Source organism: Helicobacter bilis ATCC 51630, assembly GCF_000686565.1.
GTDB lineage: Bacteria > Campylobacterota > Campylobacteria > Campylobacterales > Helicobacteraceae > Helicobacter_A > Helicobacter_A bilis.
In genome coordinates this window covers 37,414-56,798 of record NZ_JMKW01000010.1, presented here as the reverse complement: position 1 = coordinate 56,798, position 19,385 = coordinate 37,414, and the positions used below count along the sequence as shown (strand labels likewise).

At 36.9% G+C, this 19,385-nt stretch carries 11 protein-coding genes and 1 tRNA gene; 4 read left to right on the top strand and 8 right to left on the bottom strand.

What is annotated here, in order from left to right:
• The 4 genes from T368_RS0103460 to T368_RS0103445 form a co-directional block, all read left to right on the top strand.
• The coding region (locus T368_RS0103460; protein ID WP_027338300.1) for a toxin-antitoxin system YwqK family antitoxin at positions 1-432 on the top strand (432 nt) is incomplete at its 5' end.
• A 56-nt stretch (positions 433-488) separates the two neighbouring features.
• Positions 489-1,832 carry a bifunctional UDP-N-acetylglucosamine diphosphorylase/glucosamine-1-phosphate N-acetyltransferase GlmU gene (glmU, locus tag T368_RS0103455; protein WP_004086497.1) on the top strand — a complete coding sequence of 448 codons (1,344 nt, stop codon included), beginning with the start codon at positions 489-491 and terminating at the stop codon, positions 1,830-1,832.
• Between the two features lie 8 nt (positions 1,833-1,840).
• Complete coding sequence (locus tag T368_RS0103450; RefSeq protein ID WP_004086495.1) at positions 1,841-4,495, top strand: motility associated factor glycosyltransferase family protein; 2,655 nt, start codon at positions 1,841-1,843, stop codon at positions 4,493-4,495.
• 341 nt (positions 4,496-4,836) lie between these two features.
• Positions 4,837-4,912 (top strand) — tRNA-Glu (locus T368_RS0103445).
• Between the two features lie 429 nt (positions 4,913-5,341).
• Here T368_RS0103445 and T368_RS15855 read toward each other — a convergent pair.
• The 8 genes from T368_RS15855 to rplA all read right to left on the bottom strand — a co-directional run bounded on the left by T368_RS15855 (position 5,342) and on the right by rplA (position 19,385).
• Complete coding sequence (locus tag T368_RS15855; RefSeq protein ID WP_004086493.1) at positions 5,342-5,491, bottom strand: hypothetical protein; 150 nt, start codon at positions 5,489-5,491, stop codon at positions 5,342-5,344.
• 324 nt (positions 5,492-5,815) lie between these two features.
• Positions 5,816-7,894: an elongation factor G gene (gene fusA, locus T368_RS0103435; RefSeq protein WP_004086491.1), complete on the bottom strand. Its 2,079-nt coding sequence runs from the start codon at positions 7,892-7,894 to the stop codon at positions 5,816-5,818.
• A 14-nt stretch (positions 7,895-7,908) separates the two neighbouring features.
• The gene (gene rpsG / locus T368_RS0103430) at positions 7,909-8,376 is read right to left on the bottom strand and encodes a 30S ribosomal protein S7 (RefSeq protein WP_004086489.1); all 468 of its coding nucleotides are present in this window, start codon (positions 8,374-8,376) and stop codon (positions 7,909-7,911) included.
• Between the two features lie 24 nt (positions 8,377-8,400).
• Positions 8,401-8,784: a 30S ribosomal protein S12 gene (gene rpsL, locus T368_RS0103425; RefSeq protein ID WP_004086488.1), complete on the bottom strand. Its 384-nt coding sequence runs from the start codon at positions 8,782-8,784 to the stop codon at positions 8,401-8,403.
• A 68-nt stretch (positions 8,785-8,852) separates the two neighbouring features.
• Positions 8,853-17,504: a DNA-directed RNA polymerase subunit beta/beta' gene (locus T368_RS0103420; RefSeq protein ID WP_027338299.1), complete on the bottom strand. Its 8,652-nt coding sequence runs from the start codon at positions 17,502-17,504 to the stop codon at positions 8,853-8,855.
• Positions 17,505-17,696: 192 nt separating this feature from the next.
• On the bottom strand, positions 17,697-18,074 hold the full coding sequence (rplL, locus tag T368_RS0103415; protein ID WP_004086486.1) for a 50S ribosomal protein L7/L12: 378 nt from the start codon (positions 18,072-18,074) through the stop codon (positions 17,697-17,699).
• Position 18,075: 1 nt separating this feature from the next.
• A complete protein-coding gene (gene rplJ, locus T368_RS0103410) occupies positions 18,076-18,564 on the bottom strand; it encodes a 50S ribosomal protein L10 (protein ID WP_004086485.1) in 489 nt (162 codons plus the stop codon).
• Between the two features lie 116 nt (positions 18,565-18,680).
• On the bottom strand, positions 18,681-19,385 hold the full coding sequence (gene rplA, locus T368_RS0103405) for a 50S ribosomal protein L1 (protein ID WP_004086484.1): 705 nt from the start codon (positions 19,383-19,385) through the stop codon (positions 18,681-18,683).

Below are 19,385 nucleotides of genomic sequence, written 5' to 3'. Positions count from 1 at the left end.
GAAACACCATATAAAAATGACAAAGCAGAAGGCATAGCAAAAGTGTATGATGAGAATGGGAAGCTTCGGGCTGAAATACCATATAAAAATGATAAAGCAGAAGGCATAGCAAAGTGGTATTATGAGAATGGGAATCTAGAGAGAGAAGCACCATATAAAAATGATAAAGCAGAAGGCATAGAAAAGTGGTATTATGAGAATGGGAAGCTTATGGCAGAAATACCATATTTAAACAACTTGTTTCATGGGGATACGAGATTCTACACAGAAGATGGAAAACTACTAGCCTTATTTAAAGGTGAGAATGGCGAGATTATAAGTGGCAAATGCTTTGATGATAAAGTCTTAACAGACAAAGAAATAGACGATCTTAGTAGACCCAAAAGCATTGAAGAATCAATTAACTATTTAAAAGAAATATGCTCTAAATAATGTATAATTTTAGCCTTGTATGTATCAAATAGAATCTAAGCTATAAAAGGAAAAATATGGTATCAGTGGTGATTTTAGCGGCTGGGTTTGGCACACGAATGAAGTCAAATACACCAAAGGTTTTGCATAAGCTATGCGGTAAAAGCATGATTGAATATGTGATTGATACCGCATTAGAGATAAGCTCTGATGTGCATGTCGTGCTATACAATCAAAAAGAGAGAATACAAGCGTTTTTACAGGAAAAATACGCATGGCATATCGCTGATAAGATTACTTTTCACACGCAGTTGCATGATAAGTATCCGGGCACTGGCGGGGCTTTGATGAAAGAAAATAAGCAATTAATCGATATAAAAGGTGAAAAGGTGCTAATCCTTAGCGGTGATACGCCTCTAATCTCAAGCAGTGATTTAGAAATGCTAGTAAATGGGGCTGGCTCTATCAATCTTTGTGCGTTTGAGACAAAAAATCCTTATGGTTATGGCAGGATTATCAAAAAAGACAAGGATTTAAAACAAGCATTTGCCATAAAGGGCATTATCGAAGAGAAAGATTGCAATACAGAACAAAAAGAGATTAATATCGTAAATGCAGGGATTTACTGCTTTACTAAAGAGATTTTACAAGAGTATGTATCAAAGCTAGATTCTAATAACGCACAAAATGAATACTATCTCACACAGGTTATAGAACTCGCAAATAAAGATTCTAAAGACATTTTTGCCTTTATATGTTGTGAAAAAAATATGCTTGGGATAAATACAAAACTTCACCTTTCACAAGCAGAGCAGATACTCTTAACAAGGCTAAGAGAAAGGGCAATGGAACAAGGCGTTATCATGCAGATACCAGAGAGCATTTATATAGAATCTAGCGTATGCTTTGAGGGGGAATGTGTGCTTGAAAATGGCGTGAGAATAACGGGCAAAAGCCACATAAAAGATAGCCATATAAAAGCCCATAGCGTAGTAGAAGAAAGCGAGATTATAGAAAGTGATATAGGACCGCACGCACACATACGACCAAACTCACATATAAAAGATTCTCATATCGGCAACTTTGTGGAATGTAAAAATGCGAGTTTAGATGGAGTGAAAGCGGGGCATTTAAGCTATCTTGGCGATTGTGTGATAGGAGATGGGAGTAATATTGGAGCGGGTGTGATTACTTGCAATTATGATGGCAAGAAAAAGCATAAAACACATATTGGCAAAAATGTCTTTGTAGGTAGTGATTGTCAGTTTGTAGCCCCGATAAATATCGCAGATAATGTGCTAATTGGAGCGGGTAGCACGATAACTAAAGATATAGAAGAGGGCAGCCTCTCTCTATCTAGGGCTAAACAAATAAATTATGCAAATGGATTCTATAGATTCTTCAAGCCAGAAAATGAGTAAGGATACTCGTGCAAACACAAGATAATCTCAATGAAAAGCAGCTACAAATAAACTACTATAAAAACATGGAGTTTTTTAAAAGTCTCAATCCAAAGTTTTTTCACGCCCTAAGCAAAGCCCCAACGCTTTACAACCTACATATTGACTCGTATGGATATAATGTAATCCATATCCCAACGCAAACTATGCAATATCCGCTTATAAAAAGCACAAATGATAAAAACGCCCCTACGCATAAAACAAGTATGCAAGACACACATAAAGAACTTGCTAAAAATCCTATGAAAAATCCACAATGGGAACTCTTTAGTAATCATGTATTAACTCCAAACGCACATTTTATAAATGAAGAGAAGCTAAATATCACAGGTAAGCTTTGCAATGATTTATTAAGAGAGAGTGTAAAAATGGGAGTGGAATCTATGGCTTGTCATGTTGAGTGTAGCAAAACATCTCAAAGTTTAGAATCTACGCCACTTGAATCTAATGCGAATTTTCAGTCATATTGTAATGAAAAGCAAGATTCTATATTAAAATCTAAAATTTGCCATATCGAGCGAAGCGAAATATCCAACAAAACATTAAAACAGAATCTAGATTCTATAAAAATGCACCCTAAACCCTGCACCCACCAAGATTTGGTGGAGAATCTAGAATCTAAAACAACCACTTGTCATACTAAGCCTTTAGGCGAAGTATCTAACATGAAATCCAATAAAGATATTTCATGCTTACACACTCGCACGAGTGAAGATTTTACCCATACTTGCAAAAATGACAATACACAGAATCTAAATCTCGCAAAAGATTCTAAAACCACACAACAAGATTCGATACAAACACAAAGCAATCTCACACTCTATGAAAATCTAATAGAATCTTTTTGTAATTCTAAATTCCTGCCACAAACAAATATCTATGGGCTTATGGGCGGCATGTTTTTACAAGAATTGCTAGAGAAAGACTATCACTTTTATTCCTTAATGATTTATGAAGAACATATTGATTTATTCCGCATTTCACTCTATTTTATCGATTATGATAGGCTATTTCAGCATGTTGGAAAGAACTCTTGCTTTATCATTATAAAGGATATATCATTTGAACTTGTGAGTGCGTTTTTACATGCAAAAAAGCTAACAAATAATTTTTTAAGTTTGAGTTTAACGCATTATACAACTGATAATGTAGCCCTGCTTAAAGACTTCATTTATAAAGAGAAAAAGGCTATTATGCGTGGTTGGGGTAGCTTTGAAGATGAGCTTATAGGCTTAAAAAATGCGTGTTTGAATCTAGCGGATTCTAGGCTTTTAAGCATGCGACCAAAGCGAGTAAATGCCCCAATTTGTGTTATAGGCAATGGGGCTAGTCTTGATTTATGTATTGATTTTTTGAAAGCTTATAAAGATTCTATGATTTTGCTTAGTTGTGGGACAGCTTTAAAGGTTTTGCGACATCATGGCATACGACCTGATTTTCAGCTAGAGATTGAGCGAGTGCCTTATCTAGCAGAAGTTTTACAGGAAGCAAATTTAGGAGATATTCCGCTAATATTCGCACAGACTACGGACACAAAAGCATGTAATTTAGCAAAAGAAAAATATGGATTTTTACGCGGTGGTAGCAGTAGTGCGTATTTAGATTCTACATATATTCCGCTAGAGTTTAGCGCACCTTTTGTTGGTAATGCAGGGGTTAGTATCGCAAGTTTGCTTGGGAGTGATGTGATATTGTGCGGTATAGATTGTGGTTATATAGATGGGTATAGCAAACACGCCAAACATAGCTTTTATGGCGATGAAAATACAGAGATTCCAAAAGATTGCTTTCAAGTGGAGAGCAATAAAAATTTGCGTGTATTTAGCAATGACTTATTCTATTTGAGTGCGAAAAATATCGAAGAGGCAATAAAGCTATACAAGCCAAATAGCGTGATTAATCTAGGATATGGTATGCGTTTTCAGCACACAATAGCCCTAAATGAAGATGATTTTACACTAAAGCCTATTGATAAAGAAAGAGAACTGAAGCATTTTAAAGAGAATTTTACCCCCTATAAACTCATGCTAAATACAAAAGAAATGCTAGATTCACTCACCGCTTTTAGTAACGCTTTGGAGGATATTCTCACACAAGATACACACACAATACAAGATATTTTTAACCTTACACAAGATATTTTTAACCTACTTCAAAAAAGCATTGATAATAAAGCCATGCGTAAAAGTATCATTTTGCTTGAGGGCAGTATCATGCACTTAAGCTATACGCATTTACTCGCACAACTTTTTGCAGGAACTACGAAGAATCTAGATTCTACAACAAATTGTCATTTTGAGCGTAGCGAAAAATCTAGCATAGAAACTAAAAAAGATATTTCGTGCTTACGCACTCAATATAACAAGAATCTAGAATCTATAAAATTTGCACCCCAAAGCCCTGCATACACTCAAGTGGCAGAACACCTAGATTCTAACAACTACACAGAAAACACGCATTTAATAAAGTTAAAAACACTTTATTCACAAGGACTTTTTTCGTTGATAAGTAGTAGCAAAAAAGCAATGGAATCTGAAATAACTTGTTGTATTGGGTGTAGTAAAACATTTCATGCAGAATCTAAAAGAGATGTTTCACCTTTTTTTAAAGAGCCAACGCGATAATCTTTCATATTAGAATCTAGTTCTCGCATAGTTATTCTATCCAACAACCCTGCTTTTTATTTATTCTGCTCTTACCTATGTTTTGAATGCTTGTTTAAGTGCTAAAATTTTGATAGATGATCTTTATGCCAAATTTCAACTCTATATTGTTTTTGGAATACTTTTTGTTTGCACAAGGGCAAGACTTTATGTCTTTTCTTGTTTTGTATCTGCAACTTTTGTTGCAGATTCTTAACTCCGAAACTTCGTTAATAAAATCTTTCACAATATTTATTTCATAAGACTTTATCTTTTTGTATTAATTAGATTTTGCTACAATATCGATTCTTTTTACTTTTTATGACCCTTTCATCTAGAGGCCAAGGATACCGCCCTTTCACGGCGGTAACGAAGGTTCAAATCCTTCAAGGGTCGCCATTCTTTAGAATCTACTTTATTTTATAATTAAGATTTATTTAACAATTATCAGCGTATATTCAATTCCTGAAGTAGATTTTCATAATAATATATGAAAAATCTTTAAATTTATAGGATATTAAGCTTTTGAAAAACTAAAAAATAAGATTAAAATGATTGTCTGTATAATAAATCATGAAAGAAACTAACTGAATGATTTTGAAGTGTATCTAAAGATTCCATAGCATAACGATAAATATAAGTGTCATTTGGAAAATATCAAAACCGCCTTTATACCTTAATTTGACAATATCCCTAAATATATAAGCAAAAATATTATTCAAAAAGAATAAGGTAAGAAACACGGAAAATCCATATTGTTTGCAATACAGGCATTTAGCAATAATGCTAACCTAATACTGCAATTTAGCAACATGAATTTATTTTAGACTATTTCTTAGTCTGATTTTGGTTGGGATTCATTTGCTTCCCTCTATTGCCTTGAGCTTGTGCAAATTGCTTATTTACACCCGGTGTTCCCTTGTTTGCATTCTGCTGATTTGCAGAATTATCTTGAGGGCTTATTTTTTTATCACTCATAACAAATCCTTTCATAAAAATTTAGCATATAATGCTATGTGCGTATAATACAAAAAAAACGATTTGTCAAGGGTTTTTATGTGATTCTATTGATAAATTTTCAACTTGAAAACCTTTAATTGTAGATTATCGCTTATGCAATAAGGTTTAATTGTAGCTAAATTTTCACCGTTAAATTGCACATTATACGCAACAAAAAAAAAAAACAATTATGGGAAAGTCAAAATAATATAGTAATTTTGAAGTTTTGAGATTGAATCTAAACTTATGAGTTTAGATTCTATAAGTGTAATTATGATAAGCTAAATGGATAGCAAAGCGGGATTAGCTGCTGCGTTTATCCATGATTTCTTTAGCGATATTGCTAGGCACTTCGCCATAGTGATCAAATTCCATCGTATAAGTGCCTCTACCTTGTGTTGCTGAACGCAAATCGGTAGAATACCCAAACATTTCGGCAAGTGGCACGAACGCATTAACGATTTTTAACCCCATTCTATCGTCCATGGAGTTAATCTGCCCTCTTCTGCGGTTTAAATCGCCGATAACATCGCCCATATACTCTTCTGGCACTTCAACTTCCACTTTCATCATAGGCTCTAATAATACCGCATTTGCCTTGCGACAAGCATCTTTAAACGCCATAGATCCAGCAATCTTAAATGCCATTTCGCTTGAATCTACTTCGTGGTAGCTTCCATCATAAAGCGTTACTTTACAATCTACCACTGGATAGCCTGCTAACACACCATTTTGCATTGCTTCTTGGATACCCTTATCAACGGCTGGGATATATTCTTTTGGAATCACACCACCGCTAATCTCATTTACAAATTCATAACCACTGCCTGCTTCTTTTGGCTCTAGCTTAATATGCACATGTCCGTATTGCCCACGACCACCTGACTGCTTGGCGTATTTACATTCTTGTGTAACACTGCTGCGAATAGTCTCCCTAAAGGCAACTTGTGGCTGTCCAACTTCTGCTTCAACGCGGAATTCTCGCTTTAGTCTATCCACAATGATTTCAAGGTGTAACTCGCCCATACCACCGATCAGCGTTTGCCCTGTTTCTTCTTGTGTGCTTACCCTAAAGCTTGGGTCTTCTTCTGCAAGCTTACCAAGTGCTACTGCCATTTTCTCTTGATCAGCTTTTGTCTTTGGCTCAACTGCAATGTGAATAACAGGTTCTGGGAACTCCATACGCTCTAGAATCACGGGCTTTTTATCATCACAAAGTGTATCTCCAGTTAGCGTCTCTTTTAAACCAACAAAGGCACAAATCTCACCGGCATAGACTTCTTTAATATCTTCTCTCTTATTAGAGTGCATTTTTAAAAGTCGCCCTACCCTTTCCTTTTTGCCTTTTGTAGAGTTATACACATAGCTACCAGATTCTAACTTACCGCGATATACACGCACGAATGTAAGCTGTCCAACAAAAGGGTCTGTCATAATCTTAAATGCAAGTCCTGCAAATTCGCCATCATCGCTAGATTCTACAAGCACTTCTTCTTCTGTTTTTGGCTCAATGCCTTTAATTTCTGCAACTTCAGTTGGTGCTGGAAGATAATCAACGACTGCATCAAGCAATGTTTGCACACCTTTGTTTTTAAAGCTTGAACCACAAAGCATAGGGATAAGGCTCATATTATGGCAACCCATTTTAATGCCTTTTTTAATCTCTGCTTCACTTAGCTCTTCGCCACCTAGATATTTTTCCATTAAAGCTTCATCTTGCTCGGCTGCAGATTCTACAAGCTTTTCTCTATATTCATTTGCTTTATCCATTAAATCTGCTGGAATCTCTTCTACATCGTATTTTGCACCCATAGATTCATCATTCCACACGATAGCTTTCATTAATACTAAATCAACTACACCTTTGAAAGAATCTTCCGCACCGATAGGAATGCAGATTGGCACAGGATTAGCCTTTAGTCGCTCTTTGATTTGTGATTCTACATTATAGAAATTCGCACCGATTCTATCCATTTTATTCACAAATACCATACGCGGCACACCATATTTATTTGCTTGTCGCCACACGGTTTCGCTTTGGGGCTGCACACCACCGACAGAACAAAACACAGCCACAGCACCATCAAGCACACGCATAGACCTCTCTACTTCAATTGTAAAATCGACATGTCCGGGAGTGTCGATGAGATTAATTTGATGATCTTTCCAAAAGCAAGTAGTCGCCGCAGAAGTAATAGTGATACCTCTCTCTTTTTCTTGCTCCATCCAGTCCATTGTCGCAGCACCATCATGCACTTCGCCAATCTTATGGCTTACACCTGTGTAGAATAAGATTCTCTCTGAAGTTGTCGTTTTTCCAGCATCAATATGTGCGGCAATACCGATATTGCGTATTTTATTTAAAGGGGTTTTTCTAGCCATTTATTATCCTTAAACTACCAGCGATAATGTGCAAACGCTTTGTTTGCTTCTGCCATTTTATGCACATCTTCTTTTTTCTTAAATGCCGCACCTTTATCACTTGCTGCGTCCATAAGTTCATTTGCTAAACGCTCTATCATTGTGCGTTCATTGCGTTTTCTTGTAGCTTCTAAAAGCCAACGGATAGAAAGGCTTTGTTGTCTTTCTGGTCGCACTTCTACTGGCACTTGATAGGTTGCCCCACCCACTCTTCTGCTTCTTACTTCCACAAGCGGACGGATATTTGCTAATGCTTTTTCAAAGACTTCAATGCCTTTTTCACCGCTTTTTTCTTCGATTCTATTAAAAGCTGCATAAATAATCTTTTCTGCTACGCTTCTTTTACCATCATACATCATTTTATTGATAAACTTTGTTACAACCTTATTGCCATATATTGGATCGCCCAAAACTTCTCTAACGGGGGCTTTTCTTCTTCTCATTGAATCACTGCTCCTTATTTCAAATTATTTTTTAGCATCTTTTGCTTTTTTAGCACCATACTTACTGCGTGAAACAGATCGCTTTGCAACACCTGCAGTATCAAGCGCACCACGGATAATATGATATTTAACACCCGGTAAGTCTCTTACCCTGCCACCACGCACTAACACGATAGAGTGCTCTTGTAAGTTATGACCAATACCCGGTATATAACTAATCACTTCAAACTTACTTGTAAGTCGCACTTTAGCTACTTTTCTAATCGCTGAGTTTGGCTTCTTTGGTGTAGTAGTATAAACTCTTGTGCAAACACCTCTTCTTTGAGGACACTCTACTAACGCTGGCGACTTTGTCTTTTTGACAACCTTTTTTCTTTCCTTGCGAATCAACTGATTAATCGTTGGCACACATCCATCCTTATAATAAAATTTACAAAATTTTTGGCTATTATACTTAAAAAATGTTTAGATTAAACTTAGGAATTATCCTTATTGTGTCTAATCATCACTTTTTTATTCTTATATAAGCCTGTTCCTACTGGAATCATACGACCCAAAACAACATTTTCTTTCAAGTCTTCTAAGAAATCCTTTTTCGCAGAGATACTTGCCTCTGTAAGCACTTTCGTAGTTTCTTGGAAAGAAGCTGCTGAAATGATAGAATCGCTACTGATTGCAGCACGAGTAATACCAAGCAATACAGGCTCTGCAATAGCAGGATTACCGCCCATTTTTAGCATTCTTTCATTCTCTTCTTTGAAATGCCTACGGCTAACAAGATCTCCCTCAATGAATTTCGTATCTCCGCTATCAAGCACTTTGAAATAGCGAAGCATTTGAGATAAAATAACCTCGATATGCTTATCAGCAATGCTAACACCTTGTCGGCGATAAACTTGCTGCACTTCACCTACAACATATTTATGCAATTCTTTTTCACCATTGATTCTTAAGATATCATGGCTGCTTATCGTTCCATCGCTAAGCATTTCACCTGCATGCACAAATTCACCCTCACGCACTAGAATCTGCTTTGACTTATCAATGAGATATTCAGTCTGTCTGCCATCATCTGCTGTGATGACAACTCTTTCTTTACCGCGTATTGCCCTACCAAAGCTTACATGTCCATCAATCTCTGCTAGTACTGCAATATCTTTTGGCTTTCTTGCTTCAAACAATTCAGAAACACGAGGCAAACCACCTGTAATATCTTTTGATTTCGCTGTTGCTTTTGGCACTTTCGCTAACACATCAGCAACTTCAACTTTTTCTCCATCATTTACAAGCAATACGCTTTTTGGCTCAAGATTATAAGTAGTCTCTTTGCCTTTAGAATCTAGCACTACAATCGCAGGTTTATAGCCTTGCGGGATATACTCTTGCACTGTGAGTGATTTAATATGCGTTTTTTCATCTTCTTTTTCAATCACGGTTGTGCCTGCTACTACATCATTAAAGCGTATTGTTCCGGCTTGTTCTGCAATCACAAGTGTATTGTAAGCATCCCATGACGCAACAACTGCATCTTTATCATTATTTTTATTTGCAATGCGTGTCTTTTTTGTTACTTCCGCATTATCTTTAGTCTCAATCTTTGAGCCTCTTGCGATATAGTGTCTGCATGCTTCTCTATCATTAGAATCTGCAATCACTGCAAAAATGCCTTTTTCTTTCACAACCATGCCAACACTTACATCATGGTATCGCTCTAACTCATCAGATACAAGGCGATAATACTTCACAACACCATCGGCATTTGCATATATATCTTGTGAAACCGGCTCATTATCTTGTATATGCAATTCACTCGCATAAGGGATACGATTGCCTACATTCCAACCATCTTTAATAACATCTGCGATACTATCTCCGGCTTTTACTTTATAGCCTGTATCATGCGGGATATAGATTTTACCCTCAATCTCGCCAATAACACCTGCTAATTCCCTTTGGGCTGCAATATCAGCCTTACCTAACTCATAAGTCTTCTGCTCTTTTGCACCTTTTAGGACTAAGATGATTCTATCATGTGCGGTTTCAACTTGCAATTCACCATCAAAAGGTGCTTTAATCTTTGGCTCAACAAGCAATACAGAAGCATTTCTTCTATTTGCGATAATATTTTTACCCTCTCTATTTTTATGGGTTTTAATATTATAGTAGCGGATAAAGCCTTCTTTATTTGCAACAATTTGATTTTCCTCTTGACTTCTACTTGCTGTCCCACCGACATGGAATGTTCGTAATGTAAGCTGCGTTCCGGGCTCACCAATAGATTGAGCAGCAATAACGCCAACAGAATCTCCAGTGATACTCATTTTACCTTCACCAAGATTTAGTCCATAGCATTTCGCACATATACCACGCGGTGCTTTACATGTGATAGGGGTGCGGATATTTACTGCACGCACACCTGCGTTTTTAATCTGTTCTGCAATCTCTTCTGTGATGAGTTTGCCCTCTTGCACTAGCACTTCTTTTGAGATTCCATCATGCACTTCAGCAGCGGTTACTCTACCTACAATACGCTCTTGCAATGTCTCAATCATCTCATTACCAACGGCAATATCAGTAAGCTCTACACCCTCATGTGTGCCACAATCTTCCATTGTGATTTTCACATTTTGACTGACATCAATAAGCTTTCTTGTAAGGTAACCAGCATTTGCGGTTTTAAGCGCTGTATCTGCTAGACCTTTTCTTGCTCCGTGTGTTGAAGTAAAGTATTCAAGCACATTCAAGCCCTCTTTAAAGTTTGAGATAATAGGCGTTTCAATAATGCTACCATCAGGCTTTGCCATAAGACCACGCATCGCAGATAGCTGTCTAATCTGTGTCGCACTACCTCTAGCACCAGAATCTGCCATCATATAAATAGGGTTAAATCCACCCCTATCTTTCTCTACAATCTCCATCATCTCTTTTGCCATTTTGTCATTTGTTTCTGTCCAAACATCGATGATTTTATTATAGCGTTCTTGTATAGTCAAAGCACCTTGTTCTGCTTGAGACTGAATCTCACGCACACGCTCTTTAGATTCTGTAATCATTTTAGTTTTAGAATCTGGGATAATAATATCTGCTGCGGCAATAGAAATACCTGCTTTTGTCGCATATTTAAATCCTAAATCCTTTAGATTGTCAAGGAATACCGCTGTGCCACCGATACCGCTTTCTTTATATACGCAGTCAATAAGATTTGATATATCTTTCTTTTTCAAAACGCGATTCCATAAATGTGGCGATACAAAGCTTGGTAAAATAGAACGCAATACCATTCTACCCGCAGTAGTCGTAATTACATGTCGCTCATGCACTACGCGTATGGTGCTATGTATATCAAGCTCATCAAACTCCATTGCCATTGCAATTTCATTAAAGTTTGAGAAAAGCTTATGCTCACCTTTAGAATCTGGCTTCTCAAGGCTTAGATAATAAAGCCCTAAAACCATATCTTGACTTGGCACAGCGACTGGCTTACCGCTTGCTGGTAGCAAAATATTTGCTGAACTTAGCATGAGAATCTTACATTCTGCAATGGCTTCTTTTGATAATGGAACATGCACCGCCATTTGATCCCCATCAAAGTCTGCGTTAAATGCAGAACACACAAGCGGGTGCAACTGGATTGCTTTACCATCAATAAGTTTTGGGTGGAATGCTTGAATTGATTGCTTATGCAATGTCGGCGCACGATTTAGCATAACCGGATAGCCCTCAATAATCTCTTGCAAACACTCCCAAACTTCATTTGTTTTTTGGTCAATCATCTGTTTTGCGGTTTTAATAGTCTTTGCATGTCCTTTTTCTTCAAGCTTTGCAAGTAAATGCGGCTTAAATAGCTCAATAGCCATATTCTTAGGCAATCCGCATTGATCCATGCGTAAATTTGGTCCAACAACAATAACGCTTCTGCCTGAGAAATCCACTCTTTTTCCAAGTAGATTCTGACGGAATCTTCCTTGCTTTCCTTTAATAATTTCTGATAGAGATTTTAGCGGTCGCTTATTTGCACCTTTTACTGCATTTGAGTTTCTACCATTATCAAATAAGGCATCTACTGCTTCTTGCAACATTCTTTTTTCATTACGCACGATAATTTCTGGTGCATCAAGCTCCATTAATCTCTTTAATCGCAAGTTACGATTAATAACGCGACGATACAAATCATTCACATCGCTAACCGCAAACTTACCACCATCAAGGGCTACTAAAGGTCGTAAATCTGGTGGCAATACCGGCAATACGCTAAGCATCATCCACTCTGGTCTATTGCCTGATTGTAAAAAGCTTTCTACAACCTTTAGACGCTTAATATAGGTTTTCTTTTTTGCTTCAGAGTTAGTAGCAGCAATATCTGCTTTTAAAGATTCTAAAAGATTCACTAAATCTAGCTCTTCTAATAATTCCTTAACCGCTTCACCGCCCATTTGTGCTTCAAATCCTGCAAGTTCAAATCGTCCATTCAGATTCTTAAACTGCTCTTCATTCAGCACATCATATTTCATAACTTTTTTTGTCAGCTCATTGTCATAATATGCATCACCTGCATTTTTAACAATATAAGCTTCATAGTAAAGCACTCTTTCTAAATCTTTCATTTTCACACCAAGCAATGTGCCGATACGACTAGGAAGTGAGCTTACATACCAAATATGTGCTACTGGCGTTACAAGCTCGATATGCCCCATTCTTGAGCGGCGAACTTTTGCGGTTGTAACCTCTACGCCACATTTCTCACATATCACATCTTTATAACGCCCTTTTCTATACTTACCGCAATGGCATTCATAATCTCTTACTGGTCCAAAGATTTTCGTGCAGAAAAGCCCATCTCTCTCTGGTTTTAGCGTGCGATAATTAATTGTCTCTGGTTTTTTTACTTCACCTCTACTCCATGAGCGTATTTTCTCTGGACTTGCTAAGACTATTTGAAAAGAGCTAAAATCTTTTGGTCTATCTTTCTCTTTTTCACTGATTGTTAAAGGCTCATCTTGATTCTCACCATATACATTAACATCAAGGGCTAAAGACTGCAACTCTTTTGTTAAAACATAAAAAGTTTCTGGGATTGCAGAATCTCCAATAGGATAGCCTTTTGTAATCGCCTCATACGCCTCTCTTCTACCATTTACATCATCAGATTTGATAGTAAGCATTTCTTTCAAAGTATGTGCTGCACCATAAGCTTCTAATGCCCATACTTCCATTTCACCAAATCGCTGCCCACCAAAAAGCGCTTTACCGCCAACTGGCTGCTGCGTTACAAGTGAGTAAGGTCCTGTGCTTCTTGCATGCACTTTTTCATCGACAAGGTGATGAAGTTTCAACATATACATATAGCCGACATTAACTCTCTCTTTGATTTTCTCACCGGTTTTACCATCATAAAGCTCAGTTTTTCCGTCCATATCTATTCTAGCCATTTCAAATAGCTTGTTGAACTTTTCTTGCGATATACCCTCAAATACTGGAATAGCAAACTTTACACCATTGCTCCAATCTCTCGCATAAGCAAGTAAATCATCTTTACTCGCAGATTCTAGAATCTTAATAACAGAATCATCTTCATTCACAGCTTTTGCTATTTCAATCATTTTAGCTTTAAGCTCTGTGCTAAACTCATATTGAGATTTTTTCAACTCATCTTCTATTTGCTCCCCAAAACGCTTACCGATTAATCCTAAATGCACTTCTAGAATCTGCCCGATATTCATACGACTTGGCACACCCAAAGGATTAAGGATAATATCAATTGGCTCTCCATCTTTTGTATAAGGCATATCAACTGCTGGGACAATATTACTTACAATACCTTTATTCCCATGTCGCCCTGCCATTTTATCGCCGACTTTTAGCTTTCTTTTTGTTGCAATATAGATTTTTACAAGCTTTACAACGCCATTTGGTAAAATATCATCTTTTTCTAAAATCGCAAGTTTTTCTTCATGCTCGACACCTAAAACTCGCTTTTGCTCTAAAAAGTTATTTTTAATCTGTTCGTATTGATTCTGAATCTCTTTAGAATAGCTTTTAATAAGTGTATTTAATGCAAAGCGATTAATATCATCAAATTCTTTTTTAGGGATACACTCACCTTTTTTAAAGACTTTATCATTAATCTTTGCTTCCGCACTTAGCGGCTCTTTTGACAATACATAAGAGATTCTAAGCATCTCTTCTTTATTCAGCATTGTCAAACGCTCATGATGCTCAATATCTAAATCAGACTTTTCATCTTCATAAGCCTGTCTTGCTCTGGCATCTTTTTCATAGCCTTTTTTTGTAAAGATTTTTACATCTACAACATAGCCCTCCATGCTTTGTGGGCAATAAAGCGATTTATTGACAACATGTCCGGCTTTTTCTCCAAAAATCGCACGCAATAATCGCTCTTCTGGTGTTGGCTTTACATCGCCTTTTGGTGTTACCTTACCAACTAGAATCATACCGCCTGTTACATAAGTCCCAATCTTTACAATACCACTTTCATCAAGGTGGGCGATACTATCTTCTCGCACATTTGGAATATCCGCAGTAATCTCTTCAATACCATGTTTAAGCTCTCTTGCCTCTATCTCTTTTTCATATATATGCACTGAAGTAAAGGCATCATCTTTAATGATATTCTCACTTACAACAATCGCATCTTCAAAGTTATAACCATACCAAGGCATGAAAGCAACGCGGATATTTTTACCCAATGCAAGTTCCCCACTATCCATACTCGCACCATCTGCGATAATCTGTCCGGCTTTAATCTTATCGCCTACTTTTACAATCGGTCGTTGTGTAAAGCTTGTATTTTGATTGGTTCTCATATTTTTTTGCATTGAATAACTATCAATATAAGCACCATTTTCATTTTCGCCAAGTATATAGATATTTTTACCATCTACTTTTTCTACAACACCACCTTGTCTTGCCTTAATAGCCGCCCAAGAATCTCGTGCAATAACGCTTTCAATACCTGTCCCAACAATAGGTGCATCTGGCTTTAATAGCGGCACAGCTTGTCGCTGCATGTTAGATCCCATAAGTGCGCGGTTAGCATCATCATGCTCTAAGAACGGAATGAGTGAAGCCGCAACACCAACAAGCATTCTAGCACTCAAATCTATAAGCTCAACATCTTCTGTTTTACGCAATGAAATCTCACCACCGCAACGAGTTTCAATCAAGCCCTCTACAATCTTATTTGTAGAATCTAGCTTTGTGCTTGCAGGGGCTATAACCTTGCCATCTTCTTGTGTTGCAGTAAGATATACTACTTCATTTGTCGTTTTTCCATCGACTACTTTTTTATAAGGGGCTTCAATAAAGCCTAAATCATTTACTTTTGTAAAAGTTGATAGGGTATTAATAAGCCCGATATTCTGCCCTTCTGGTGTCTCAATAGGACAGATTCTACCATAATGCGTTGGATGCACATCTCTTGCCTCAAAGCCTACACGCTCTTTTACCAAACCGCCCTCGCCTAATGCTGAAAGTCGCCTTTTATGCGTAATCTCTGATAGCGGATTTGTCTGATCCATAAATTGTGATAATTGCCCACTTGCAAAAAACTCCATAATCGTGCTTGTAATCATTTTAGAGCTAATCAAATCATGCGGCATTACATTTTCAAAAGAAGTTTGTTGTGTAAGTTTATCTTTGATTGATTTTTGCATTTTAACAAGCCCTGAGTGAAGCTCATTTGCAAGCAACTCACCAATAGCCCTAATTCTTCTATTCCCTAAGTGATCCCTATCATCAATCCTGCCCTTACCATTGCGAACTTGCATAAGATATTTAACCGTTTCAATAATATCTTCATAGGTTAGCACACTTACATAATCTGGCACTTTAAGATTTAACTTATGATTCATTTTCATACGACCAACGCCTGTTAAATCATAACGCGAAGGATCAAAGAATAACTGCTCGATAAATTTATGTGCCACTTCTCTTGTTACAGGTTCTGCTGGACGCATAACCTTATAGATTCTAATAGCTGCTAAATCGCATTCATCATCAATTTTTTCCGTTTGGCGAATGTTTTTCAAGCTTTCCATATCTGCAAGGAATGAGTTAATGATAGAGTTATCATAGCCCGGTGCTGTATCATGGATAATCTTAAATTTTGTTATCTTATTGTCATTTAACTTCTTTGTATTCGCTTCATTTAAAGGTGAGAGTGTATCAAGTATTACTTCTCCGCTTTTGCTATCAATGACTGGTTCTGCAAGATAAGTATTTAAAAGATTTGTTGTAGAAAACTCTACTTTATCATAGCTGATATTTTGCTCGTTTAAATCTCTTATACGCTTTTTATTGAATCTTTTTCCCGCAGATAAAACAACCTGCCCTTTTTCATTTATCAAATCATACTCAAGGCTTCCCTCAATATCATTTGGATTAAATGGAATATAGAATTTATCCTTTTTCACAGACACATCAAGCACAGGATAAAGCATTTGAATAATCTGCTGCTTACTATAACCTAATGCTCTAAAAAGGATAGTAACAGGCATTTTTCTTCGCTTATTGATTCTTACATACATAATGTCTTTTGCATCATATTCAAAATATAGCCAAGCGCCCATATTTGGAATAATTTGTCCGGTATAGATAAGCTTATTTGCTGAAGTGTTTGACTCATCTTCCTTAAAGATAACGCCCGGACTTCTATGAAGCTGATTTACCACAACTCGCTCAACCCCATTAATAATGAAAGACACCCTATCAGTCATTAATGGAATCTCACGCACATAGATGGTTTGCTCTTTAATATCCTTAACGCCTACTTGCTCGCCCTTGTCATCTTTATCCCACAATACAAGGCGAATCTTAATTTTCAATGGAATAGAATATGTTAAGCCTCTTACCATTGTTTCAGCAATAGTGTATTTCTGCTTACCAAACTCACAGCCAGCATATTCCAAAGTAACACGACCAGCACTATCTTGAATAGGAAAAATAGACTTTAATACACGCTCAATCCCACTTTCTCTACTATCATTTGAATACAAAAAAGAATCATAGCTATCCTTTTGCAGCATTAATAAGTTAGGAACATCAAGCTCTTCTTGGCTTTTTGAAAAATCAACTCTTAATCTCGTGTTTGTTAGTCGTCGTTTGCCCATATTAACCCTCTTTATCTCAAAGTTTTTTAAGAGCCAAATACTCTCTCTAGCCTACCATACCCCATAATAGAAATATGATACAATAGAGAGAATATTTATAAAATTATAAAAATGCAAAAAAGCCTATCCAAAGGCGGATAGAATCTCCGCCACAAAGATAGGCTTAAAAAGCTTACAATAGTTAGGTAAAAGTTATTTTACTTCTACTTTTGCACCTGCTTCTTCAAGTTTTTTCTTAAAGTTTTCAGCGTCTTCTTTGCTTACGCCTTCTTTAAGTGTATTTGGTGTTTTCTCTGTTGCTTCTTTAGCTTCTTTTAAGCCAAGACCAGTGATTTCTCTAACAGCCTTAATAACATTGATTTTGTTTGCACCCGCATCAACAAGCACAACATCAAATTCTGTTTTCTCTTCAGCTGCAGCTCCAGCACCACCACCAGCAACTGCACCAGCTACAACCGTTGGAGCAGCACTTACACCAAATTTTTCTTCAAACGCTTTTACTAACTCTGATAACTCTAAAACCGATAAATTACCGATATATTCTAATACATCTTCTTTTGAAATTGCCATATTAAGCTCCTTGCTCTTCTTTTTGTTTTCTTAAATTGTCTAATCCTGTCGCAAAATACCTTGCAGGTGCTGTCCATACAGACAACAACATACCAATCAATTCATCTTTGCTTGGTAGTTTAGATACTGCAGTGATATGCTTAGAATCTACAATCTCGCCATCAAAATAGCCAAATTTAACGCTAAATTTTTCGCTATTTGCTTCTTGAAATTTACATACAACTTTTGATAAAGAAATCTGATCGTTAGACCAAATATAAATATTTGTATCTTTGAGTTCAGCTTCTTTATAACCTGCTTGTTTCAATGCAATATTTGCAAGCTTATTTTTAATAACCTGCACGCAAATATCAGAATCTTTAGAGCTTCTGCGTAAAGACTCTAATTGCTTTACTTGCAATCCTTTATAATCACAAATAATCATTGCACTAGCATTTTTAAAGCTTTCGCTTAAATTTGCCACAAGCTGTGCTTTCTCTTCTCTTGTCATGCTTCCTCCTTTCAGCCTTCAAACTTATACGGGGTAATTTTTAAGCTTCACGCCCCAGTAGTCTCTAGCCCAAGATAAAGATAAAAAGATTCTAGAATCTTTATTTTACTTCCCTGCTATTTTACATCCATAAGTTCTTGTGAATCCACTTTAACTGATGGACTCATCGTCAAAGAAAGGTTACTTGACTTAATATATTTGCCTTTCGCAGTGCTTGGCTTTAACCTATTGATAGTTTTTACAAACTCAACTAGATTGTCAAGCAATTTATTATTATCAAAACTTGCCTTACCAATAGGGCTATGAATGTTTCCTTTTTTATCAACACGGAAATTTACTTGTCCGCTTTTTGCATTTGCAACAGCTTTTGCTACATCAGCAGTAACCGTACCTGTCTTTGGATTTGGCATGATACCTTTTGGTCCCAATATTCTACCAACTTTACCAACAAGTGGCATCATATCAGGTGTGGCAATCACCATATCAAAATCTATATTTCCGCCCTCAATCTGTTCTGCTAAATCTTCATCGCCAACCACATCAGCACCAGCTTTTCGTGCCTCATCAGCTTTTAAATCCTTTGCAAATACCGCAACTCTTACCTTTTTGCCCGTGCCATGTGGCAATACAACTGCACCGCGGATCATTTGATCGGCATGACGCGGATCAACACCAAGTCGCAATGCAACCTCCACAGTTTCATCGAATTTTGCAGAAGCAAGGGATTTTACCGCATTTATCGCAGATTCCATATCGTAAGTTTTATCACAATCAATTTTTTGAGATAAAGCTTGTAATCTTTTTGACATTTTTTTCTTCAT